At 33.5% G+C, this 22,668-nt stretch carries 19 protein-coding genes; 10 read left to right on the forward strand and 9 right to left on the reverse strand.

What is annotated here, in order from left to right:
- Positions 1-45: 45 nt before the first annotated feature.
- The 4 genes from ACZ0AH_RS01515 to ACZ0AH_RS01530 all read right to left on the reverse strand — a co-directional run bounded on the left by ACZ0AH_RS01515 (position 46) and on the right by ACZ0AH_RS01530 (position 4,759).
- Positions 46-927, reverse strand: coding sequence for a cupin-like domain-containing protein (locus tag ACZ0AH_RS01515; RefSeq protein ID WP_463474132.1), 882 nt, complete (start codon positions 925-927; stop codon positions 46-48).
- A gap of 79 nt (positions 928-1,006) precedes the next feature.
- Entirely contained in the window at positions 1,007-2,095 is a 1,089-nt protein-coding gene (gene bioB / locus ACZ0AH_RS01520) for a biotin synthase BioB (protein ID WP_463478081.1), read from the reverse strand.
- 171 nt (positions 2,096-2,266) lie between these two features.
- A complete protein-coding gene (locus tag ACZ0AH_RS01525; RefSeq protein ID WP_463474133.1) occupies positions 2,267-2,704 on the reverse strand; it encodes a hypothetical protein in 438 nt (145 codons plus the stop codon).
- 1,125 nt (positions 2,705-3,829) lie between these two features.
- Positions 3,830-4,759, reverse strand: coding sequence for a bifunctional riboflavin kinase/FAD synthetase (locus ACZ0AH_RS01530; protein ID WP_463474134.1), 930 nt, complete (start codon positions 4,757-4,759; stop codon positions 3,830-3,832).
- A 193-nt stretch (positions 4,760-4,952) separates the two neighbouring features.
- On the opposite strand from ACZ0AH_RS01530, the gene ACZ0AH_RS01535 reads away from it, so the two are divergent.
- A complete protein-coding gene (locus ACZ0AH_RS01535; RefSeq protein ID WP_463474135.1) occupies positions 4,953-7,643 on the forward strand; it encodes a zinc-dependent metalloprotease in 2,691 nt (896 codons plus the stop codon).
- Positions 7,644-7,894: 251 nt separating this feature from the next.
- Here ACZ0AH_RS01535 and ACZ0AH_RS01540 read toward each other — a convergent pair whose 3' ends face one another.
- The gene (locus ACZ0AH_RS01540; RefSeq protein ID WP_463474136.1) at positions 7,895-8,578 is read right to left on the reverse strand and encodes a ComF family protein; all 684 of its coding nucleotides are present in this window, start codon (positions 8,576-8,578) and stop codon (positions 7,895-7,897) included.
- 98 nt (positions 8,579-8,676) lie between these two features.
- Here ACZ0AH_RS01540 and ACZ0AH_RS01545 point away from each other — a divergent pair, with 98 nt between their 5' ends.
- The 5 genes from ACZ0AH_RS01545 (at position 8,677) to ACZ0AH_RS01565 (ending at position 14,573) form a co-directional block, all read left to right on the forward strand.
- Positions 8,677-10,215 carry a glycine--tRNA ligase gene (locus ACZ0AH_RS01545; protein WP_463474137.1) on the forward strand — a complete coding sequence of 513 codons (1,539 nt, stop codon included), beginning with the start codon at positions 8,677-8,679 and terminating at the stop codon, positions 10,213-10,215.
- Positions 10,216-10,481: 266 nt separating this feature from the next.
- On the forward strand, positions 10,482-11,294 hold the full coding sequence (locus ACZ0AH_RS01550) for a LytR/AlgR family response regulator transcription factor (RefSeq protein WP_463474138.1): 813 nt from the start codon (positions 10,482-10,484) through the stop codon (positions 11,292-11,294).
- Between the two features lie 172 nt (positions 11,295-11,466).
- Positions 11,467-11,730, forward strand: coding sequence for a hypothetical protein (locus tag ACZ0AH_RS01555; RefSeq protein WP_463474139.1), 264 nt, complete (start codon positions 11,467-11,469; stop codon positions 11,728-11,730).
- Positions 11,731-12,082: 352 nt separating this feature from the next.
- On the forward strand, positions 12,083-13,885 hold the full coding sequence (locus ACZ0AH_RS01560; RefSeq protein WP_463474140.1) for a tetratricopeptide repeat protein: 1,803 nt from the start codon (positions 12,083-12,085) through the stop codon (positions 13,883-13,885).
- Complete coding sequence (locus ACZ0AH_RS01565; protein ID WP_463474141.1) at positions 13,875-14,573, forward strand: response regulator; 699 nt, start codon at positions 13,875-13,877, stop codon at positions 14,571-14,573. The genes ACZ0AH_RS01560 and ACZ0AH_RS01565 overlap by 11 nt, the downstream gene beginning before the upstream one ends.
- 86 nt (positions 14,574-14,659) lie before the next feature.
- Here ACZ0AH_RS01565 and thiL read toward each other — a convergent pair whose 3' ends face one another.
- Entirely contained in the window at positions 14,660-15,706 is a 1,047-nt protein-coding gene (gene thiL, locus ACZ0AH_RS01570) for a thiamine-phosphate kinase (RefSeq protein WP_463474142.1), read from the reverse strand.
- 196 nt (positions 15,707-15,902) lie between these two features.
- Here thiL and ACZ0AH_RS01575 point away from each other — a divergent pair, with 196 nt between their 5' ends.
- A complete protein-coding gene (locus tag ACZ0AH_RS01575; protein WP_463474143.1) occupies positions 15,903-16,835 on the forward strand; it encodes a 1-phosphofructokinase family hexose kinase in 933 nt (310 codons plus the stop codon).
- Between the two features lie 215 nt (positions 16,836-17,050).
- Positions 17,051-17,530 (forward strand): DinB family protein, encoded by a 480-nt coding sequence (locus ACZ0AH_RS01580; RefSeq protein WP_463474144.1) that lies wholly within the window; start codon positions 17,051-17,053, stop codon positions 17,528-17,530.
- Between the two features lie 65 nt (positions 17,531-17,595).
- On the opposite strand, the gene ACZ0AH_RS01585 is transcribed toward ACZ0AH_RS01580, so the two are convergent.
- The gene (locus ACZ0AH_RS01585) at positions 17,596-18,552 is read right to left on the reverse strand and encodes a helix-turn-helix transcriptional regulator (RefSeq protein WP_463474145.1); all 957 of its coding nucleotides are present in this window, start codon (positions 18,550-18,552) and stop codon (positions 17,596-17,598) included.
- Positions 18,553-18,726: 174 nt separating this feature from the next.
- Here ACZ0AH_RS01585 and ACZ0AH_RS01590 point away from each other — a divergent pair, with 174 nt between their 5' ends.
- Positions 18,727-19,245, forward strand: a complete 519-nt coding sequence (locus tag ACZ0AH_RS01590) for a hypothetical protein (protein WP_463474146.1) — start codon at positions 18,727-18,729, stop codon at positions 19,243-19,245.
- A gap of 3 nt (positions 19,246-19,248) precedes the next feature.
- Positions 19,249-19,743 (forward strand): hypothetical protein, encoded by a 495-nt coding sequence (locus ACZ0AH_RS01595; RefSeq protein ID WP_463474147.1) that lies wholly within the window; start codon positions 19,249-19,251, stop codon positions 19,741-19,743.
- 46 nt (positions 19,744-19,789) lie between these two features.
- Here the strand turns inward: ACZ0AH_RS01595 and ACZ0AH_RS01600 are convergent, their stop codons facing one another.
- Both ACZ0AH_RS01600 and lepA read right to left on the reverse strand, forming a co-directional pair.
- Positions 19,790-20,404, reverse strand: coding sequence for an outer membrane beta-barrel protein (locus tag ACZ0AH_RS01600; protein ID WP_463474148.1), 615 nt, complete (start codon positions 20,402-20,404; stop codon positions 19,790-19,792).
- Between the two features lie 412 nt (positions 20,405-20,816).
- Positions 20,817-22,613, reverse strand: a complete 1,797-nt coding sequence (gene lepA / locus ACZ0AH_RS01605) for a translation elongation factor 4 (RefSeq protein WP_463474149.1) — start codon at positions 22,611-22,613, stop codon at positions 20,817-20,819.
- Between the last annotated feature and the right edge of the window lie 55 nt (positions 22,614-22,668).

The following is a 22,668-nucleotide window of genomic DNA, read 5'->3' on the forward strand; positions in this document are numbered from 1 at the left end:
CAAAAAAAGCAGTTGCGATTCATTTCACAACTGCTTTTTTTCTATTTAAGAAACCTTCCTTAAAAAAGTCTTTTCTAAATTTTCATGAGTATTTCTAATAGCTTTTTCATTCTTATAATCAATCCATTTCTGACCTTTGAATTTTCGCATTAAAATATCAAAATGCCGCATGATAAAAACATTGTAAACTGCTTTAGATAAATTAGTGACATTTCTTGGGAAAGCACGCAAACTCATCGAAAATCCCGGAGTCAGGTACTTCATATAATGCCAATATCCTTCCGGCATATACAGCATTTCGCCATGTTTTAGGTTTGTGATATAACCTTCGGCATTTTTAAGGGCAGGGAATTTCTCGTAATCGGGATCATCAAAATCAATGTCTTCTCTTGAAATTAAGGCATGTGGTACTTTGTACATATATTTCGATTGATCCGGAGGGAAAATCATACATTGCTTTTCTCCATGAAAATGAAAATGCAGAATATTCGAATAATCAATATCATAATGCATGAATACTTTTGAATTTTCTCCGCCAAAAAAAAGCATTGGCATTTGCTTGACTAATTTTAAGCCAATTTCAGGCCATAAAAAGTCATCTTTTAATGTTGGCACTTCTTTCATTAAATTATAAAGAAAGATGCGATAATTAGTAGGTTTTGACTCTAATAGCTTAATATAATCGCTCATCTTCATTTTAGTATGTGCTTCATTAAAGCCATCTTCATGATTAACAGGCCTGTTATCGTATAAAGGAACGATAGTATCACCAGCGATTTCGTTGATATAGTTTAATTTCCATTTATGATAAGCCGGCCAGTCTTCGGTTAGCTGTTCAATAACAACGGGAATTTGTTTTTTTACGTATTGGGAAATAAAATCTGATTTTGAGATCTTTTTTACCCTTTCGATTTGTTTTAAATTCATCTCTTTAAATAAAAAAAAATTGCTTCTGGAACTCAGAAGCAATTTAAAAATATTTATTTGAAGTTTTTAACTCATTTGACTAAATTTTTGATTTGATCGAAGCCTCAAGGTTTCTTTCAATCGTATGTCCGGGACGTGACCATTTAGGTTTCTCGCCTAACGGAGCGAACTGAGAATCAGCTGCCTCAACTGTTTGTGGCTGCGAAACTTTAACAAATGGTTTTTGCGGAATCAATCCTAATAAGTCAAACATTTTCATGTCTTCATGAACATCCGGGTTTGGAGTAGTAAGCAATTTATCACCGGCAAAAATAGAATTTGCACCAGCAAAAAAGCACATTGCCTGTCCTTCGCGGCTCATATTGGTTCTTCCTGCAGATAAACGCACTTGTGTATCCGGCATTACGATTCTTGTCGTTGCAACCATACGAATCATTTCCCAGATTTCAACTGGTTTTTCTTCTTCCATCGGAGTTCCTTCAACAGCAACCAAAGCATTAATTGGCACTGATTCCGGTTGTGGGTTTAAAGTAGAAAGCGCAACAAGCATTCCGGCTCTGTCTTCGATACTTTCTCCCATTCCAATAATTCCTCCGCTGCAAACCGTAACATTCGTTTTACGAACATTCTCGATAGTCTGTAAACGGTCTTCGAAACCGCGGGTAGAAATTACGTCTTTATAATATTCTTCAGAAGTATCTAAATTGTGATTGTAAGCATATAATCCGGCTTCTGCCAGACGTTGTGCCTGATTTTCGGTAATCATACCAAGCGTACAACAAACTTCCATGTCCAGTTTGTTAATGGTACGAACCATTTCAAGAACCTGATCAAATTCTTCACCATCTTTTACGTTCCTCCAGGCAGCTCCCATACAAACGCGTGAAGATCCGCTTGATTTTGCGCGCAAAGCCTGGGCTTTTACTTGACTAACGCTCATTAAATCATTTCCTTCAACGCCAGTATTGTAACGTGCCGCTTGCGGACAATAACCACAATCCTCAGGACAGCCTCCGGTTTTGATAGATAGTAAAGTTGATACCTGAACTACGTTCGGATCATGTTTTTGCCTGTGTATTGTTGCTGCTTCATAAAGCAGGTCCATCATAGGTTTGTTATATATGGCGATTATTTCGTCTTTTGTCCAGTTGTGTTTTGTAATACTCATTAGGTACATTGTTTTTGAAGCTTCAAAAGTAGTCAAATTGTTCTTATCAGCCAATGCTGAATTCTGAAAATGAATATTTGGCAAATATTTTCAAAAAAAAAGCACTCTAAAATCATATAATTATATTTTTTTATGATTTTAGAATACCTAAATGTTATTTTATTTTGAAAATTAATCGGCTACATATTTGTTGTTCCAATATAACATCATCATTAAGGTGACAATTACCGATGATGCAAGGCCTTCAAAAAGCAGACAAATGCAATAGGTTGGCACCGAAGGATTTCCTCCAAACATAAAAGTCTCAGACAATGTCTCTACATAAGCATCTCCGCCTCGTGCATAACTATAAACCAATAACCCAAAAACGCTTAAAGCGACACCAACTACTGACGTTGCCATTGCAGAAACAGCATTCGATACAAAATTGGTTTCTCCTTCATGAAGATTCATTCGCATCGTTTTATTTACGCCATAAAAGATAAAAAACACATTTAGGGTTCGCATATAAAATAAATGTGCTAAACCTAAAACGTTCATCAATAAAAAATAAATTCCTATTCCTAGGAAAATCAAAAAACCGTTGGTAATTTCTTTAGGTAATTTCATAGTGGTTATTTTTAAGAAGTTAATAGTAAATATTTGATAAACAGAGTTCTATATCAAATTTACTAAAAAAAGAACTACGATGATTTAAAAAGGGGGGCAAAAGTACGATGAATAAGGTTTTAGTAAAGGAAAAAGATAATAATTTAAGAGGCATAGCACCTGAACGTGTAGTCCCTACGGGACATTTTTGGGGATCTGATATTGTTTGCTATCAACATTTCTACCGATATTTAACTCCTAACGGAGTATATTTTGATAGATTTATGTTGAGGTTTTATTGTGTTAGATTTTTTGTTGCCAATATTAGTAGCGAAGAAAAATATCTCGTAGAGATTACATGTTGGTAGAAAAATTTGTTGAACGTAATGTTTTGTCCCGTAGGGACTACATAAATTTAATAAACAATAAATAATGGGGCTTTCGCCAAAAAATAATGGATGAAATATTTAAAAAATAAATATTAAAGCTGACCAATAAAAGCCAAAGAATATAGCAATGAATGTCCAGTCCCTACGGGACATTTGTGTTTGGTAGAATATTGATGCCAACATTTCTACCGATATTAACTCCTAACGGAGTATATTTTGATAGATTTATGTTGAGGTTTTATAGATTTTTTATTGCCAATATTATGTAGCGAAGAAAAATATCTCGTAGAGATTACATGTCGGTAGAAAAATTTGTTGACGTAATGCTTTGTCCCGTAGGGACTACATAAATTTAATAAACAATAAATAATGGGGCTTTCGCCAAAAAATTACGGATGAAATATTTAAAAAATAAAATTAAAGCTGACCAATAAAAGCCAAAGAATATAGCAATGAATGTCCAGTCCCTACGGGACATTTTTGTTGGTAGAATATTGCTATCAACATTTCTACCGATATTTAACTCCTAACGGAGTATATTTTGATAGATTTATGTTGAGGTTTTATTGTGTTAGATTTTTTGTTGCCACTATTATGTAGCGAAGAAAAATATCTCGTAGAGATTACATGTCGGTAGAAAAATTTGCTGAACGTAATGTTTTGTCCCGTAGGGACTACACAATTTCACAAAACAATAATTAAATTATACTTTCGCTAAAAAAAGAAATGAATGAAATATTTTAAAAAAAAATAAATACTAAAGCTGACTCACAAAAGCCAAAGCATCTTTTTTGTCCTGCTTTAATTGATCTTTCAACAAATCAACCGAACCAAATTTTTGCTCCTCGCGAAGATATTTTAATAATGAAACTTCAATTTTTTGACCATAAATATCAGCATCAAAATCAAAAAGATTTACTTCGATCGTTTGCTTTTGCCCATTTACGGTAGGATTAAATCCGATATTCATCATTCCGAAAACTTCTTTTTCATCAATTAAAGCTTTAACGACATAAACTCCATTTTTCGGAATTAATTTGTAATCTTCTTCAATCTGAATATTCGCTGTTGGAAAACCAATCGTTCTTCCTAATTGTTTTCCTTTTACCACTTCGCCGGATAAAAAATAATCATAACCCAGATAATCATTGGCTAAATTCATATTTCCTTCGTTCAACGCTTTTCTTATTTTGGTAGAACTTACAGAAACATCCTGAATTTCCTGAGCCGAAATCTGTTCCACTTCAAAACCATATTCAGCTCCAAAAGCAATTAAATCGTCTATATTGGCGGTTCTGTTTCTTCCAAAACGATGATCGTGGCCAATAATTATTTTTTGAATATGAAATTGATCCACTAAAATAGAATGCACAAATTCTTCGGCTGTTAATCTCGAGAAGCTTTCGTTAAACGGATGAATAACAAGATTTTCAATTCCGGTTGCTTCCAGAAGTTTTGATTTTTCAGAAATAGTATTTAAGAGTTTTATTTCTGATTTTTCTTGTAAAACCATTCTCGGATGCGGAAAAAAAGTCAATACTAAACTTTCGTATTTTCCGTTTTCAGTATTTTGAGTAATTCGTTCCAGAATTTTTTTATGGCCAATATGTACACCGTCAAAGGTACCAAGAGTCAAAATTGTTTTCTTGGTTGACTGAAAATCGTTTATAGAATGAAAGAGCTTCAAAACAAATAATTTAAGATGGTGCAAATTTATGCTATCTATTTTAAATTTAATACTACGGCCAATTGATTTTTTGAGAACATTATGCTTCTTTTTATAAAAAAAATCCAACTCGTCGACTAAAAAGCATTAATTGTCGTATTTATGTAAGAATTTAATTTAATTCGTTTAATTTTGATTTTTCAATCTTTTGAGTATGAAAAAACCACTACTTTTTTTATTTATTGTTTTATGTTGTTTCCAGATCCATGCTCAAAATGATGGCTTATGGCAAAAAGTTACTTCAACTTCTCTTGGCAAAAGAGCAAATCAAACTGATTCACGAAGTTTATATTATAAATTAAACTCAGATTTTCTGGCTGCAAAACTTTCTTCAGCCACAAATAAAAGCGCGAAAAGCAGTTCTGTAGAAATTACTATTCCAAATTCAGAAGGAGTTTTAGAAAGGTTTACCGTTTGGGAATCTTCGAATTTTGAACCTGAATTGCAGGCAAAATATCCGGAAATAAGAGCTTATGAAGGACAAGGTTTAGATGATAAAACAGCAAAAATACATTTTAGTGTTGCACCAATTGGTTTACAGACAATGGTACTTCGTGCCGACAAACCAACTGAATTTATAGAACAAAATCCGGATAATAAGTCAGAATATGTTGTGTTTGCTTCTAAAAATAATATCAATAACAATAAAAGATTAGTTTGCGGACTAAAGGATTCTGCCATAAATAATGCTACAAAAAAGACGGCAAAAACTGCTGCAAACAATAAGGTTTTTAAAACACTTCGTTTAGCTTTATCCTGCACAGGAGAATATACGACTTATTTTGGCGGAACAAAAGCCGGCGCATTAGCCGGAATGAATGCTTCTATGACCAGAGTCAATGCGATTTTTAATAAAGATCTTGCCGTAAAACTGGTTTTAATTGCAAACAATGATGCCGTAATTTATACAAGCGCTGCGTCAGATCCGTATTCTGCGGCAAGTAAAGGAACTACAACAGATACGGACGGAAATGATTTTTGGAGCAAAGAAGTTCAAAAAACGCTTACAAATGTAATTGGAGAATCGAATTATGATATCGGACATTTATTTGGCGCAACAGGCGGCGGTGGAAATGCCGGTTGTATAGGATGTGTTTGCGATAGTCCAACCGCGTCAGAAGTTATAGGAAAAGGAAGTGCATATACATCGCCTGCAAATGGAAATCCATTGGGAGATTCTTTTGATATTGACTTTGTAGCGCACGAAATGGGACATCAATTAGGAGCAAATCATACTTTTTCTTTTGATGGAAATGAAAGAACAAGCGTAAATGTCGAGCCCGGAAGCGGTTCTACGATTATGGCTTATGCCGGAGTTACAGGCGATTATGATGTTCAGAATTTTTCTGATGATTATTTTGCGTACGCCAGTATTTTGCAAATCCAGAATACCCTTGCGACAAAAAGCTGTCCGGTTAGTACAACATTAACCAATAATCCGCCAACAATTAATGCCGGATCAGATTATACGATTCCAATAAGTACCGCATTTGTTTTAAAAGGTACAGGTTCAGATCCTGAAAGCGATAATATTACTTATACCTGGGAAGAATATGATAATGCAACATCTACTTCTGGAGAAAATAGCGTGGCGTATCCCACAAAACCAGACGGGCCATTATTTAGGTCGATACTTCCAGCCAGTTCTCCAATTCGTTATATGCCAAGTTTGAATTCGGTACTTTTAAATCAGTTGACCACAACCTGGGAATCGGTTTCTTCAATTTCGAGAACATTGCATTTTACTTTAACAGGAAGAGATAATGCAGCTCAGGGAACGGCACAAACCAATACAGATGCCATGATTGTAACAGTAGCTTCTTTCGCCGGACCATTTGCAGTTACTTCTCATAAGGATGCAGATGTAAGTTGGTGGCAGGGATTAAACGAAACCGTAACCTGGAGCGTAAACAATACAAACACCATCGCTGGTTCATCTACAGTAAATATAAAATTATCGACAGATGGTGGTTTAACATTTCCGATAACTTTAGCAGCAAACACGCCAAATGACGGTTCAGAAGTTATAACACTTCCGGCAAGCGTACCTTCGTCAACAAATTGCAGAATCCTGATCGAACCAACGGCAAATATTTATTACGCCATAAACAGCAAGCCTTTTGCAGTAGGATTTACATCATCAACAGCTTGTAATTCGTATAGTTTTGGAAGTTCATTTAGCATTCAGTATTCAAGCAATTTTACAACAAGAACAGTTACTGTGCCAGCATCGACAACAACAGTTTCTGATGTAAATGTTTCGATAAATGTAACACATGCAAGATTTTCTGATCTCGAAATTCAAATCGTAAGTCCGCAAGGAACAGCGGTTAAGTTATTTGAAAAAGGCTGTGCAAGTACAAATTCTACTTTAGCACTTCAGTTTGATGATTCAGGAACTGCTTTAGATTGTAATAAAACAACAGAACAAATTGTAATTCCGGTTGATGTATTGGCGGCTTTCAACGGAGAAAATCCGCAAGGAAACTGGACTTTATTAGTTCGTGATGCAGTTTTAGGAAGTTTTGGAACTATAAATTCTGCTTCGATAAATATTTGCAATCAAACTTTTACTTTAGGAACATCTGATTTTGAAAATATAGATTTTACACTTTATCCAAATCCAAATAAAGGAACTTTCAGCATTCAGTTTGAAAGTAATTCGAATACCGGAATCAAGGTTTTTGTACACGATATTCTGGGTAAAAATGTATACACAAATACTTTTGAAAACACAGGACATTTTGACCAAACGATTCAATTGCCAAATGTTTCTAAAGGAATTTATTTTGTAACGGTTATCGACGGAGAAAGAAGAACGGTTAAGAAAATAATTGTTAACTGATTTTCATTGCCCACAGATTTCACGGATTAAACCGATTTACACAGATTTTTTTGCTGTAGAATCGTCATTTAAATTCGTCAATTTCTTTCGTAGAGGCGCACAGCAGTGCGTCTCAGCAATCCAAATCGCCAAAACAAACACACAGAAATAACAAAAAAAGGAAAAATAAACCCTTGCAAATCCGTTTAATCCGTAAAACCCGTGGTCAATTAAGTCGGAATTTGAAATTTTTTTATTGGATTTTAATCTATTTATGAGTTCGCCATCGCCATACAAACAATGCTGATTTTTGCTCCCGGAATTTTTAATAAAGCACGGGAACAAGCTTCAAGCGTTGCGCCGGTTGTGAGAACATCATCGACAATTAAAAAATGTTTGCCTTGATTTTCTTCTTCAGAAATTATATCAAATGCATTGGCGATAGCTTCAGATCTGCCGGAAAGGTTTTTCTTTGATTGTGTTTTAGAATATTTCTTTCGGCATAAAACAGCATCATTATACGGAATCTGTAATCCTTCGGCCAAAGCCTTTCCAAAAGTGGCAACCTGATTATAACCTCTTTCTTTAAACTTTTTTGGATGTAACGGAACAGGAATTACAACGTCAAAAGGGATTTCGAGTTTCAGTTCTTTTAAATCTTCAACATACCAATCGCCTAAAACGGTACCAATTTCTTCATGCCCTTTGTATTTTAGGTTGTGAATAAGTTCTTGAACAATTCCTTTTTTGTTAAAATACAAAAGTGCAGAAGCATGTTCAATATCAATTTTGCCATAAAATTTCTTTACAGCTTCATTTTTAGGATTCAAATGATATTGCGTCAGAGGCATTTCGTGTCGGCAAATGGTGCACAAAACAGTTTCGTAAGTCATTAAAACGGAGCGACAGCCTGCACAAACTTTAGGGAAAAACAGGTTAATAAGATAATTAAACACAAATAGAGAGAATTTAGTTACAAAAATAACGAAATTAATGCTTCAATCTTTTGAGTTTTTCTTTTTTTTAAACGTACTTTTTATATTTTTGCATCACTATGGCAAAACAAGAAGATTTATTTAAGAATGTGGTTTCGCACGCAAAAGAGTACGGATTTATTTTTCCGTCAAGCGAAGTATACGATGGATTAAGTGCAGTCTATGATTATGCACAAAATGGAGTCGAATTAAAAAAGAATATCCGTGAATATTGGTGGAAATCAATGGTTCAGATGAACGAGAATATTGTGGGCCTTGATGCTGCAATATTAATGCATCCAACAACCTGGAAAGCTTCAGGCCACGTTGATGCTTTCAATGATCCGTTAATTGATAATAAAGATTCAAAGAAAAGATATAGAGCTGATGTTTTAGTAGAAGAATTTGCTGAAAAAATCAATCAAAAAGCTCAAAAAGAAATTGAAAAAGCAAGAGCTCGTTTTGGTGATGCTTTTAATGAAGAAGAATTTGTTACCACAAATGCACGTGTTATAGAATATCTTTCAAAATACAAAGAAATTTTATCAAGACTTGCAAAAGGAATGACTGATGATCTTCAGGATGTAAAAGCTTTGATCGAAGAATTAGAAATTGCCGATCCTGAAACCGGTTCAAGAAACTGGACAGACGTTAAGCAATTCAACTTAATGTTTGGAACTAAACTTGGAGCTTCTGCAGATTCAGCAATGGATTTATATTTACGTCCGGAAACAGCGCAAGGTATTTTTGTGAACTTCCTGAATGTTCAGAAATCAGGTCGTATGAAAGTTCCTTTTGGAATTGCTCAAACCGGTAAAGCGTTTAGAAACGAGATTGTTGCGCGACAATTTATTTTCCGTATGCGTGAATTTGAACAAATGGAAATGCAATTTTTCGTTCGTCCGGGAGAAGAAATGAAATGGTACCACCACTGGAAAGAAGCTCGTTTAAACTGGCATTTATCTTTGGGATTAGGAAAAGAAAATTACCGTTTTCACGATCACGAAAAATTAGCACATTACGCAAATGCGGCGGCTGATATTGAGTTTAATTTCCCATTTGGTTTCAAGGAATTAGAAGGAATTCACTCTCGTACAGATTTTGATTTAAAAGCACACGAACAATATTCTGGCAGAAAATTACAATATTTTGATCCGGAACTGAACGAAAACTATGTGCCATATGTAGTCGAAACTTCAGTTGGTTTAGATCGTATGTTCCTGGCTGTTTTTGCAACTTCATTACGAGAAGAAACTTTAGAAGACGGTTCAACAAGAACAGTATTAAAATTACCGGCAGTTTTAGCGCCAACAAAAGCTGCAGTTTTACCATTAATTAAAAGAGATGGATTACCTGAAATTTCTAAAAAAATCATCGAAGATTTAAAATGGGATTTCAACGTAGCGTATGATGAAAAAGATGCAGTAGGACGTCGTTACAGAAGACAAGATGCTCTTGGAACTCCGTTTTGTATTACAGTAGATCATCAAACAATCGAAGACGAAACAGTAACAATTCGTCATAGAGATACAATGAAACAAGACCGCGTAAAAATTTCTGAATTGAAAGACATTATCGAAAACGAAGTTTCTATGAAAAACTGGTTGATGAAAATGTAATTAACTCATACATAATTATCTAAAAGCCCAAATTCCTTTATGGAAATTGGGCTTTTTTTTATTCAAAAATGTGTATTTTGTCGATGAAATTTGCATTTTGACTTTATGTTTTAACATTTGTTTATAATGTATTAACATTGAAATATTTAGATAATTGAAATTCGTAATTTTAATTGAAAAAAGATATAGAAATCAAATTTTTTTTAAAGTATTGATGATACAAAAGCGATAGTTGTTCAAATACATGAAATAATAACAAAATAATATTGAAAAAAAACTACCCGTATATTATAATTGACGATGATGCTGAAAGTATTTTGAAGACCAAAACAATTACAGATGGTTTTTCAGAATTAACTTTTATAGCATCGGCGACGAATTATCAGGACGGTTTAAATTTGGTTTTGGAACATAAACCTTCAATTGTTTTTTTAGAAATTGATCCCAAAGATGTATCCAGTAATTTATCGCTTGCTTTCATTAATGAATTGCACAGATTTTTAACTGTTTTACCTAAAATCATTATTACTACAGCCAAAAAAGATCTGGCTTTTGACGCAATTCAATATCGGGTTTTTGATTATTTGTTGAAACCTGTTATTTCAAGTGACGTTATTAAGAGTATTTTGAAACTAAATAAAGAAATTTCAGAAGTTGAATCCCCTAATTTAAAAGAAGGAGCCTCTTGTGAAATAACTCCAAAAGGAAAAATTTCACAAATTGTTGAAAACTCATTAATAATATGTGTAAAATCTTACGGAGATTATCGTTACATTAGCGCATCAGATATTTCGTATTTTCAGGCTGATAATAATTCGACCGATATTCATTTAAATTCGGGCGAAATGATAACAGCTTTTAAAACATTGAAACATTTTGAGAGTGTTTTAGAGTATCCATTTATTCGAATTCATAATAGTTATATTATAAATCGAAATTACATTTCGAGAATTCATAACGGAAACTCAGTATGTTACATAAAAAATTCGATGAAGAAGGTTCCTTTTTCAAAAACCTATAAATCAAATGTCGATTTAATCATCGCTGATTTCACTGCAGGAAATTACTTAGAGGTCTAAAAACTAGATATTTACATTGATTTGATATCCATTGACTAACAATTGGGTATGTTCTACCATAAACCTGTTTTTTCATATAATTTTTATTGTTAAGTAGTGTTAGTTTTACACCATGATTCGCACAAAGCGATGATGCCCCAAAAACAAATCACAATTTAATATCCCCAAAAACATGAAAAAAGCAGCTTTAACATTCGGATTATTTTCTTTAGTAATGGTAGCAACCTCATTTGCAAATCCACAAAAATCAAACAGATCAATTGCAGGAAATATTGAGATAAGTATAGGAACAGATGGTAACGGTGGACAAAAAACAACAGGAAATGGTAAAAAGACTGATGATTACAAATCAGATCAATTAAATTCGGCTGGTAATCAAATAAATAGTTTTGGTTATGAAAGCCAATCTACAAGATCCAGAATAAAATTAGACTAAGAAAAATAAGATATTATAATAAAAAGGCTGTCAGTTTTTGACGGCCTTTTTTTATGTCTATAGTTTTAGTATTTTTGAAGAAAATCAAAGATATACATTGAAAAAACATTCTAAGATACTATTGTTTTTAGCTCTTGTCCTGTTTGCTTGTACGAGTAAAAGTAAGAAAGAGGAAAATGTAAATTCTTCAAAAGACAGCCTTTCCCTGTATTTTTCATTAGCCAGTGATGTGAATTTGCCTGTAAAGTATAGGCAAAACTATAATCAAAAAGCATTTGATATAATTATAAATGAAAAAAATGATTCTCTTAATAGAGTCAATCTTTTTAAAGTTGCTAATCGTTATTTTAATATGGACGATTGGAAAGCCTATCACAAAACATCAAAATTGATTCTCGAAAGAGCGATAGACAGTAAAGATTCTTCCAGCATGGCAAAAGCGTATATGTATCTGGGAGATTATTATCGATCGCAAACGGTTTCAGATAGTGCCTTTTTGAATTATTTTACTGCAGAAAAAATTTATTTAAGAACCAATGATGAAATTAATCTGGCAAAAACCTTTTTAATTAAAGCAGATTTACAATATGCTGAATTAGATTATTTTGAAAGCGAAATAACCGTTTTTAAGGCACTTAGAATTTTAAAAAAACAAAAAAATGTCAATAATAAGCTTTATGATTGTTATAATCTTTTGGGAATATTGTACAACGAACGTGAAGAGTATGATAAAGCATTAGAGTTTCATAATAAAGCCTTGTCCATTTTAGAAGATAAATCAATTCCGTCAGAGTTACAGTTAAAAGCGACTTCACTTAATAATATTGGGTTCGTTTATTTAAGTATGGGCAATTATAAAAAAGCAAAAAACTATTTTCAAAAAGGTTTAATACAGAAGAATTTGCTTAGCGACGGAACAATATTATATGCTATGCTTTTAGATAATTTGGCGTATTCCAAATTTAAATTAAAAGAATCTGATGGACTTCCTAAGCAATTCTATGATGCTTTAAAAATTAGAGATAGCTTAAAACTCACATCCGGAATTATTTTAAATAAAATACATTTATCTGAATATTTTGCATTCAAAAAAGATACTTTAAGGGCAATTCAATTTTCAAAACAAGCTTTAAACTTATCCAGAAGTTCGAATAAATTAAGCAATACGATAGATGCTCTTAAACAAATTGCTGTTGTTGATCCTCAAAATGCATCGACTTATTCTAAAGAATATATCCGTTTAAATGAGAAACTATTAAAGGCAGAACGAAATATGGGAGAAAAATTCTCCAGGATTCAATATGAAACCAATGAAATAAAAGATCAAAATTCGAACCTTCAGGAGAAAAATAAAACCTTAGTCTATATTTTTAGTATTTGTACTTTAGGCGGATTATTTTTTTATGTTTATAAAACACAGCAGGCTAAAAACAGAGAATTGCTTTTTAAACAGCAACAGCAAATTGCAAACGAAGATATTTATAATTTGATGATTTCTCAGCAAAACGAAATTGAATTAACCCGAATTAAGGAAAAGAAAAAAGTTGCCCAGGATTTACACGACGGCGTTTTGGGCCGAATGTTTGGTATTCGCATAAGTTTAGACAGCTTGGATAAGATTGATGAAGCGGAAGCAGCTGAAAAAAGAAAAAAATATTTGGCAGAACTTAAACATATTGAAGAAGACATACGTGAAATTTCGCATGATTTAAATAGAGAAAAATCAGATTTAATTAATAATTTTGTTGCGATTCTAAACAAATTGTTTGAAAACCAACAAAATACGTACGACTCAAAATTAATTACGTCTTTTGATTCTCATATTAAATGGGAGCTGGTCAGTAATATGGTCAAAATTAATTTGTACCGAATTATTCAGGAAGCACTCCAGAATTGTAATAAATATGCGAAAGCAAGTATAATTAAAATTGAATTTAAGAGCGAGATAAACCATTTGGTTTTATCCATTTTAGATGACGGAGTTGGCTTTAATGTCAAAAGAGCAAAAAACGGCATAGGAATACATAATATAAAATATAGAGCGACAGAATGTAGAGGCATTGCTACATTTAAATCTGCCCAAGGAGAAGGAACCCTTATTGTAGTTAAAGTCCCAATTGATCAAAAAATAAACCTGCAAAAAAATGACAGTTGACCTAACAGCCCCATTTTCGACGGCTAAAAAGCTAAATATTTTAATAGTTGATGATCATCCTTTTATTATTGAAGGATATAAAAACGCTATTACACGTTATAATCCCAAGGAATATGACTTTTTGATCTTACAGGCTCATGATTGCAGATCAGCATATGATTTAATCGAGAATGCAGAAACGCCCATTTTTGACATTGCTTTTTTAGACATAAGTATGCCCGCTTATGAAGAAAAAGATCTTTTTTCAGGAGAAGACCTTGCAAAATTACTCACCAAAAAAATGCCGCACTGCAAAATTATCCTGCTAACGATGTATACAGAATTGCTGAAAATCAAAACGATTATCAGGACCATAAATCCAAATGGACTCATTATTAAAAATGATTTAACTTTTGATGAGCTGCTTTTTGCCTTTGATAAAGTAATCAAAAGCGATAAATATTATAGCCAGTCCGTGCAGAAAATGCTCAATCAATCGACGCATAATTCGATAGAAATTGATGAATTTGATAAGCAAATTTTGTTTCATTTATCAAAAGGAACACTTATAGAAGAAATGCCGCATTACATCGCAATTTCCTTAAATGCAATCGAAAAACGAAGAATCAATCTTAAGGAATTGCTTAAAATAAAATCTGGTTTAGATGAGGATTTGGTTAAAGAAGCAAAAAGCAAAGGACTTTTTTAAAATAAAATTCCAAACAAAAAAAATCCAAATTTCAACAATTTTACTTAGTGGAATTTGGAATTTTTTATTTGGAATTTGAAGAAAATTTATTCACTCAAAGCATCCCAGCCACGGGCTTTTAAAGGAATTTGAGTGTTTGCTCGCGTAACAAGATTTATACCTTCGCTTTCATCGGCCATATGTCCAATAATAGAGAAATTTGGATTTCCTTTTATTTTATCAAAATCATTTATGTCAATCGTAAATAACAATTCATAATCTTCACCGCCATTAATAGCAACCGTTGTACTATCAATATTAAATTCTTCGCAAGTCGAAATAAACTGCGGATCCAACGGAAGTTTATCTTCATATAAATTACAACCCACTTTAGATTGTTTGCACAAATGAATAATCTCAGATGATAATCCGTCCGAAATATCAATCATCGAAGTAGGCTTAATTTCAAGAGCGTGCAATAAAGTACGGACATCTTTTCGCGCTTCAGGTTTTAACTGGCGCTCAATTAAATAACTGTACATATCAAGATCAGGCTGACTATTCGGGTTCACCTGAAACACCTGTTTTTCACGTTCCAAAACCTGCAATCCCATATAAGCCGCGCCAATATCTCCGGTTACAACAAGCAAATCGGTTTTTTTAGCGCCATTTCGGTACACAATTTCGTCTTCATTAGCTTCACCAATTGCCGTAATGCTAATAATCAATCCTTTTTGCGATGAGGTTGTATCTCCGCCAATAACATCAACTTTATATTCTTTTGCAGCGTGTGTAATTCCTTCAAATAACTCTTCTAATGCTTCTAACGGAAAACGATTAGAAACGGCAACAGAAACCGTTATTTGCGTTGGTCTGGCATTCATCGCACAAATGTCGGATATGTTTACAACAACAGCTTTATATCCTAAATGTTTTAATGGCATATAAGCCAAGTCAAAATGCACGCCTTCAATCAATAAATCAGTAGAAACTACTACTTTTTTATCCTTAAAATCAAGAACAGCCGCATCATCGCCTATACTTTTTAAAGTAGATTCCTGAGTAACGTCAAAATTTTTGGTTAAATGCTCAATTAAGCCAAATTCACCTAATTGCGCTATACTGGTACGTTGCGGATTTTTATCTTCGATCATTTCTTTTTAAGTTCCAAAGTTTCTAAGGCGCAAAGGTACAAAGGTTTTATCGATTTAATGAGATGTTATCCATAAACCATTATATGTAGGGGCGCACAGCAATGCGTCTTATATATAAACATACAATTATAAATCATCTCCATTTTAGAATTGATATTTTTTTCGCATCTTTAATAGAATTAAAATCGCAAAAAAAATGAAATCATTTGATATAGTTACCCTAACCGTAAATCCTTCCGTAGATAAAAGCACCCATTTTTCAGGTCTGATTGCCGAGCAGAAAATAAGATGCAAGGAACCACAATTTGATGCCGGAGGCGGCGGAATAAATGTTTCAAAAGCTATTTCCCGCTTACGCGGAAGTTCCTTAGCTGTCTTTACATCAGGCGGACCAGTTGGCGAAATGCTAAAGGATTTAGTAAAAAAAGAAGAAGTGGATTTTGAAGTAATTGAAACTGCGACCGCAACCAGAGAAAATTTTATTGCCGTTGATGATCATACCAATTCGCAATATCGTTTCGGGTTTACAGGCGATGTTTTGTCTGAGTCGGAAGTTCAGAAGATAGTAGAAACCATTTCAAATTTAAAACCAAAATTTCTTGTTGCGAGCGGAAGTTTAAATGAAGGTTTATCCGATGATTTTTATCAGAAAATAGCAGAAATAGCTAAGAAATCAAACTCAAAATTAATCGTAGATACTTCAGGAGAAGCCCTAAAAAAAGTTTTGGAAACAGGCGCTTATCTTATAAAACCAAACGTTGGCGAACTCGCAAAACTAGTTGGAGTAGAACGCCTGGAAATGGAAGAAGTCAACGAAGCAGCTAAAAAGATAATTGCAAAAGGCGGAGCCGAAATTGTAGTAGTTTCTCTTGGGCCACAAGGTGCAGTTTTAGTCACAAAAGATGATTATGAATATGTTCCTGCTCCCAATGTTGCCAAAAAAAGTACCGTTGGAGCAGGCGACAGCATGGTTGGCGGAATGGTTTGGGCATTATCTCAAAACAAAAACCTCAAAGAAGTGATTCGTTGGGGAGTTGCCTGCGGATCTGCCGCCACGATGAACGAAGGAACACAATTATTTAAATACGAAGACGCCAATCGTTTGTTTGAATGGTTAAAGAATAAATAAATAGTATTGATAAGATTTTCTGTATAGGCGCACATGGCGCACAGCAGTGCGTCTAACGCCCAGTAACCACAATTTATTACGTTTATAAAAACGTATGCTGGTTTAACGTTGCGTGACGGGAAAAAATAATTTTTAAATTATTTTTTCCTGTTGACAAACTGTTGTCACCGACCCTTTCTAATTTTGAAGTATTAAAATAATTAAACTTTAAAACTATGAAAACATTAGCAGCCCAAGTAATTACACCGGAAGATTTATTGAAACACTGGCAAGGTCATCGTGCATTAACGCGTCGTGTAATTGAATTGTTTCCTGAGAAAGATTTTTTTGAATTCTCAATAGGCGGAATGAGACCTTTCTCAAAATTAGTAGATGAACTTTTGGCAATCGCCGCTCCGGGACTTAAGGGAATCGTCACTAAAGAAACCAAAGGATTTGCAGAAGAATCAGAGAAATTGATTTTTAAAGCGCAATATCTTGAAAAATGGGACGAAGCAACTGCAGAAATAAATCAATATTGGGAAAAATTATCTATTAAAGATTTCAATGAAACCTTTAATCTTTTTGGTCAATACGAATTTCCGGTTATTCAGAATATCTTGTATTTTATTGACAATGAAATTCATCACCGCGGACAAGGATATGTGTATTTAAGAGCTCTAAATATTACACCTCCATTTTTCTGGGAAAGATAAAATTTTTGAGTTTGCCAATTAAAAAAACTCCTAAGATGAAATTAAATTCAGCTTTAGGAGTTTTTTTATAAAAGCCTTTTTCTTTGAATTTCTAAAATTTCAAGAACTCTGTCTTTTAATCTTTGGGGCTCTAAAATTTGAGCATAATCGCCAAACATCAAAAACCAGCGCGAAAAACCTTCTTCAATATTACGGGTCATAAACGTCATTTCTATCTGTCCGTCTACTTCTTTTTCAGAAATAAATCCATGGTATTTTTGTTCGTATCGAAGGTAATTGATGATTTTTTTATCGGCTAAAATCCTAACCTTTGTAGTCGGGATTGTTTCGTTTTTCTTCAGATAAATTTCTAATGAATCATGTTCTATTGTAAAATCACATTCCGTTTTTTGAATTCCCTGAATTCGGTCTGTTCTAAATTGTCTATAGTCTTGTCGCAAGTGACAATAACCCAGAAAATACCAATTATTGTGATCATGAAAAACACCAACAGGTTCAATATTTCGGTTACTTGCTTCCTGGGCTTCAATGGTTTTATAAGAAAGAAGAATTTGTTTTTTCTCTGCAATACTTTCAAACAAAACAGATAAGGTATTAGGAGAATTATCATGAAATAAGGGTTCTGCAGTTTGCATTAAAACCCTGGATTCTATATTAGTAACCCAGTCTTTATCACTGCTTCTCAAAACCGATTTCAATTTGAACATCGCCGAAGCGTAATGAGTTCCTAAAGCAGGATCTGTAAATTTTTGCATCAGTTTTTCGGCGGCAATAAAACTGCTTACTTCTTCGCGGGTAAACATTACGGGAGGCAATCTGTAACCATCCATTAAAGCATAACCCACTCCGGCCTCACTATAAATAGGAACTCCCGAAGCTTCCAGAGTCCGAATATCCCGATAAATAGTTCGCAAACTAACTTCAAAACGATTAGCTAATTCCTGTGCTTTTACAATTTTTTTAGATTGTAATTGAATTAGAATTGCGACAATTCGGTCAAAACGTTTTGGGTTTTCGTCCATATTAAAAGTTCTAAGTTTTGAAGTTCAAAGATACAAAGGTTTTAAAGTTCAAATTAGTAGTGATCTAAAATATTGGGACTTTTAAAAATCGAAAACGATCTTGTTAATTATTTTTATGGGTTTAATCGAGGATTAAAAAAATAATGTATTTTTATCACAATTAAAACGAAATATATGCATAATGATTTATCGTACGCAGAGATCGAAGAGCTTAAAAAAAAATTAAGAGAGGGAACTTTTGACAGTAATCAGGAACTTATTGTTTTGATTCGGTTAGGCTATGATCCTGTTATAGCAAAAGAGCTTTTAGCAAAAGTAATCAAAAATCATAAAGATGATCTTTATGAAGAAGCCAAAGAGAGTAAAGAAGCTGAAGAAAGAAATAAAATTGCTTTTGGTGCCGCAATTATTATTACAACTTTCATAGGAATGATTGGAGAGAACAACGGTATGATGATTTTGATCTCGATTATAGTGGCTTGCTTCTGCGGATATTACGGAAACCAAGATAATCCCATTCCTGCAATGGTTGGGTATACTATCGCAGCAATGATTATGCCTTTTGCATGTGGTTTCTATTTTAAGGGAAGAAGTACTTTTTTGAATTTAGAGATTCTGATTCCTGTATTATTTTCTTTCGGACCAGGTTTGCTAATTAAATATATTTTATCCAAAACCTTACCTTCGAACTAAATTATGATTGAAAATTACTCTTTTAATGAACATTACAAAAGGTTTGAACCCAACGAAACCAAATGCACGTACTGCGAACAAGATCATATGAAAAGCATGAACGACTGTTATTTTGTACCGCTTTTTGTTGAAGCTGACAGAACTAATATCGTCGTGTACCGATCGGTTAAATATTCTAAAATTTTAATCGGAATTCCAAGATGCTCTTCTTGTAAAACAATTCATGAAAAATCAACTTCGAGATCACAATTAATAACGGGAATTGCTGTTGTAGTGGCAATTTCTCTTTTGGTTTATAATTTCATGCTGCTTAACGCATTTGTTGTAGTAGGCGGAATTTTTGCAATGATTTTCGGCGGTATTTACGGATCAAAAAAAATGACAGAATCGTTTGTCGTAGGTCATGATATTTATACGCTTCAAGATGGAGCTGAGACAAATGAAGTAGTTCGGGAATTAATAATCGCAGGATGGTCTTTTACACAGCCTAGTGCATAAAAAAAGCTGTCTTATTAAAACAGCTTTTTTATGATTTAGAAAAAGGCTAAAACCTGTACAACAATCCAAATTGTGGCTGATCGAAAATGTTTTCAAATAAATTGATGTTTAAATTAAAAGTATCAGATGATGCACCATTTTCAGGAGAAACACTGTTATAAGCTAAAACATTCGCAAGGGTAAAAGTTACTGCAATGTTTTTGGTAACAAAATAGTTTAATCCTACGGTAATATTTGCCGTAATACTATTATCGTTATCCTCGATTCCGTCAATTTCAGTTTTATTGCGGCCAAAACCTAAACCAGCTTCGGCGAAAGCTTTAAAACGTTTTTTATCTAATTCTAAAAAGTAATAACGTGCAAAACCGCCAATCCCGAAAACATTCGTTTTAGTATCCGTAACTTCTACCTTATTGCTTGAGTAATCGAGTTTTGCCCCCACGGCAAATTTGTCATTCAATAAATATCCAAATTTGGGACTAAATCCATAATAATCAGCGTTGCCGCCTGTACTAATTTTGATAGAACCTTCGAGAAACATATCTCCTTTTTGAAAAGTGACACCTTTTGCCGAATTCATTTCTGATTCAGCTTCAGCTTCCTGTGCATTTGCAAATGAAAAAGTTAACATCGACAAAATGATAAAAAATTTCGTTTTCATAATTATAGCTTTAAAGTTTGTAAGATTAAAATTATGTTTTTACTATTAAAATTTTTACGAAAGCAATCTATTGGATTAAAAATGAAGCTATTGAGTTAATAATCTTGTTTTTTATAAGTTTTTACGTGTTTAATTTAGAGGATAAATTAGCGTTTATTTATGGTAATATGTTGTAAAACAGGTGCTAGAATAATTTACAAATTTAAAATAAATAAGAATTCACGAATTTGCACAAATTTTCAGTTGATCAAAGTTTGTGAAACTAATTAGTGACAATTAGTGAAATTCGTGTTTAAAGACAAGAAGTAATTTTTTTAAAATAAAAAACCCAACAACTTTCGTCATCGGGTTTATCTATATTCTATTCTCTTTATTCTTTCTTCTTTCTTCTTTTCTCTAAAAAAATAAAAATCTAGTCGTTAAGTTTCAAAACAGCCATAAAAGCTTCTTGCGGAATCTCAACGTTTCCTACTTGTCTCATACGTTTTTTACCTTTTTTCTGTTTTTCCAGCAATTTACGCTTACGCGAAATATCTCCACCATAACATTTTGCGGTAACATCTTTACGAAGTGCTTTAATCGTTTCACGCGCAATAATTTTTGCTCCAATGGCAGCTTGAATCGGAATATCAAATTGTTGTCTCGGAATCAATTCGCGTAATTTCTCGGTCATTTTTTTACCGATGTTATAAGCGTTGTCTTCGTGAATCAAAGCAGAAAGCGCATCAACCGTTTGAGCATTCAAAAGAACATCCAGTTTAACTAATTTCGAAGTTCTCATTCCTATCGGAGAGTAATCAAAAGAAGCATAACCTTTAGAAACTGTTTTTAAACGATCGTAAAAATCAAATACAATTTCGGCAAGAGGCATGTCAAAATTCAATTCAACACGTTCTGTCGTTAAATACGTTTGATTGGTAATTTGACCACGTTTTTCAATACAAAGACTCATTACGTTTCCTACGAAATCAGCTTTTGTAATGATCGTTGCTTTAATATACGGTTCTTCAACTCGGTCTAAACGAGAAGGTTCCGGTAAGTCAGAAGGATTATTTACCACAAATGGAGTTTCAGGATCTTTTTTGGTGTAAGCTAAATACGAAACGTTAGGAACTGTAGTAATTACCGTCATATCGAACTCACGCTCTAAACGTTCCTGGATAATTTCCATGTGAAGCATTCCTAAGAACCCGCAACGGAAACCAAAACCTAACGCTGCAGAGCTTTCAGGTGTAAAAACCAGCGAAGCATCATTTAATTGCAATTTCTCCATAGAAGAACGCAAATCTTCATAATCTTCTGTATCAACAGGATAAATTCCGGCGAAAACCATTGGTTTTACATCCTCAAAACCTGTAATCATATTAGTCGTTGGCGTTTTAGCATCTGTTAGTGTATCACCAACTTTTACTTCTTTGGCTTCTTTAATTCCAGAAATTAAATAACCAACATCACCTGCAGAAATCACATTTTTAGGAACTTGGTTTAATTTTAAAGTTCCAATTTCGTCAGCAAAATATTCATTTCCGGTGGCCATGAATTTAATTTTCTGTCCTTTTTTGATTTCACCATTTACAACTCTAAAGATAACTTCGATTCCACGAAACGGATTATAAACCGAGTCAAAAATCAAAGCTTGTAAAGGTTCGTCCTTATTTCCTTTAGGAGCAGGAATTTTTTCGATAATGGCAGCCAAAATATTTTCAACACCAAAACCAGTTTTTCCCGAAGCATGAATAATATCTTCCAGTTTGCAACCTAATAAATCGATAATATCATCACTAACTTCTTCAGGATTAGCACTTGGTAAATCTACTTTGTTCAAAACCGGAATAATTTCAAGATCATTCTCAAGAGCCAAATATAAGTTAGAAATTGTTTGTGCCTGAATACTTTGTGCAGCATCAACGATCAAAAGTGCACCTTCGCAGGCCGCAATAGATCGTGAAACTTCGTATGAAAAGTCAACGTGACCGGGAGTGTCAATTAAATTTAAGATATATTCTTCTCCTTTATAAGTATATTCCATTTGTATGGCGTGACTTTTTATGGTAATTCCACGCTCACGTTCCAGGTCCATGTTGTCAAGCAATTGTGCTTTTTCTTCACGAGCTGTAACGGTTTGTGTAGCGCCCAATAAGCGGTCTGCCAATGTACTTTTACCGTGGTCAATGTGTGCAATAATGCAAAAGTTACGTATCTTCTTCATTTTAATATATCAATTCTCTAAACGAGTTTTAAGTAATTTCAGGGTATAAATTTGC

This window comes from Flavobacterium sp. AC105, from assembly GCF_979258495.1.

Coding starts and splice junctions, on each gene's coding strand:
- lepA (WP_463474149.1), bottom strand. CDS start 22,613: ATGAAGAAGATACGTAACTTTTGCATTATTGCACACATTGACCACGGT.
- ACZ0AH_RS01600 (WP_463474148.1), bottom strand. CDS start 20,404: ATGAAAACGAAATTTTTTATCATTTTGTCGATGTTAACTTTTTCATTT.
- ACZ0AH_RS01535 (WP_463474135.1), top strand. CDS start 4,953: ATGAAAAAACCACTACTTTTTTTATTTATTGTTTTATGTTGTTTCCAG.
- ACZ0AH_RS01575 (WP_463474143.1), top strand. CDS start 15,903: ATGAAATCATTTGATATAGTTACCCTAACCGTAAATCCTTCCGTAGAT.
- ACZ0AH_RS01545 (WP_463474137.1), top strand. CDS start 8,677: ATGGCAAAACAAGAAGATTTATTTAAGAATGTGGTTTCGCACGCAAAA.
- ACZ0AH_RS01595 (WP_463474147.1), top strand. CDS start 19,249: ATGATTGAAAATTACTCTTTTAATGAACATTACAAAAGGTTTGAACCC.
- ACZ0AH_RS01560 (WP_463474140.1), top strand. CDS start 12,083: ATGGACGATTGGAAAGCCTATCACAAAACATCAAAATTGATTCTCGAA.
- ACZ0AH_RS01580 (WP_463474144.1), top strand. CDS start 17,051: ATGAAAACATTAGCAGCCCAAGTAATTACACCGGAAGATTTATTGAAA.
- ACZ0AH_RS01525 (WP_463474133.1), bottom strand. CDS start 2,704: ATGAAATTACCTAAAGAAATTACCAACGGTTTTTTGATTTTCCTAGGA.
- bioB (WP_463478081.1), bottom strand. CDS start 2,095: ATGAGTATTACAAAACACAACTGGACAAAAGACGAAATAATCGCCATA.
- ACZ0AH_RS01565 (WP_463474141.1), top strand. CDS start 13,875: ATGACAGTTGACCTAACAGCCCCATTTTCGACGGCTAAAAAGCTAAAT.
- ACZ0AH_RS01590 (WP_463474146.1), top strand. CDS start 18,727: ATGCATAATGATTTATCGTACGCAGAGATCGAAGAGCTTAAAAAAAAA.
- ACZ0AH_RS01585 (WP_463474145.1), bottom strand. CDS start 18,552: ATGGACGAAAACCCAAAACGTTTTGACCGAATTGTCGCAATTCTAATT.
- ACZ0AH_RS01515 (WP_463474132.1), bottom strand. CDS start 927: ATGAATTTAAAACAAATCGAAAGGGTAAAAAAGATCTCAAAATCAGAT.
- ACZ0AH_RS01555 (WP_463474139.1), top strand. CDS start 11,467: ATGAAAAAAGCAGCTTTAACATTCGGATTATTTTCTTTAGTAATGGTA.
- thiL (WP_463474142.1), bottom strand. CDS start 15,706: ATGATCGAAGATAAAAATCCGCAACGTACCAGTATAGCGCAATTAGGT.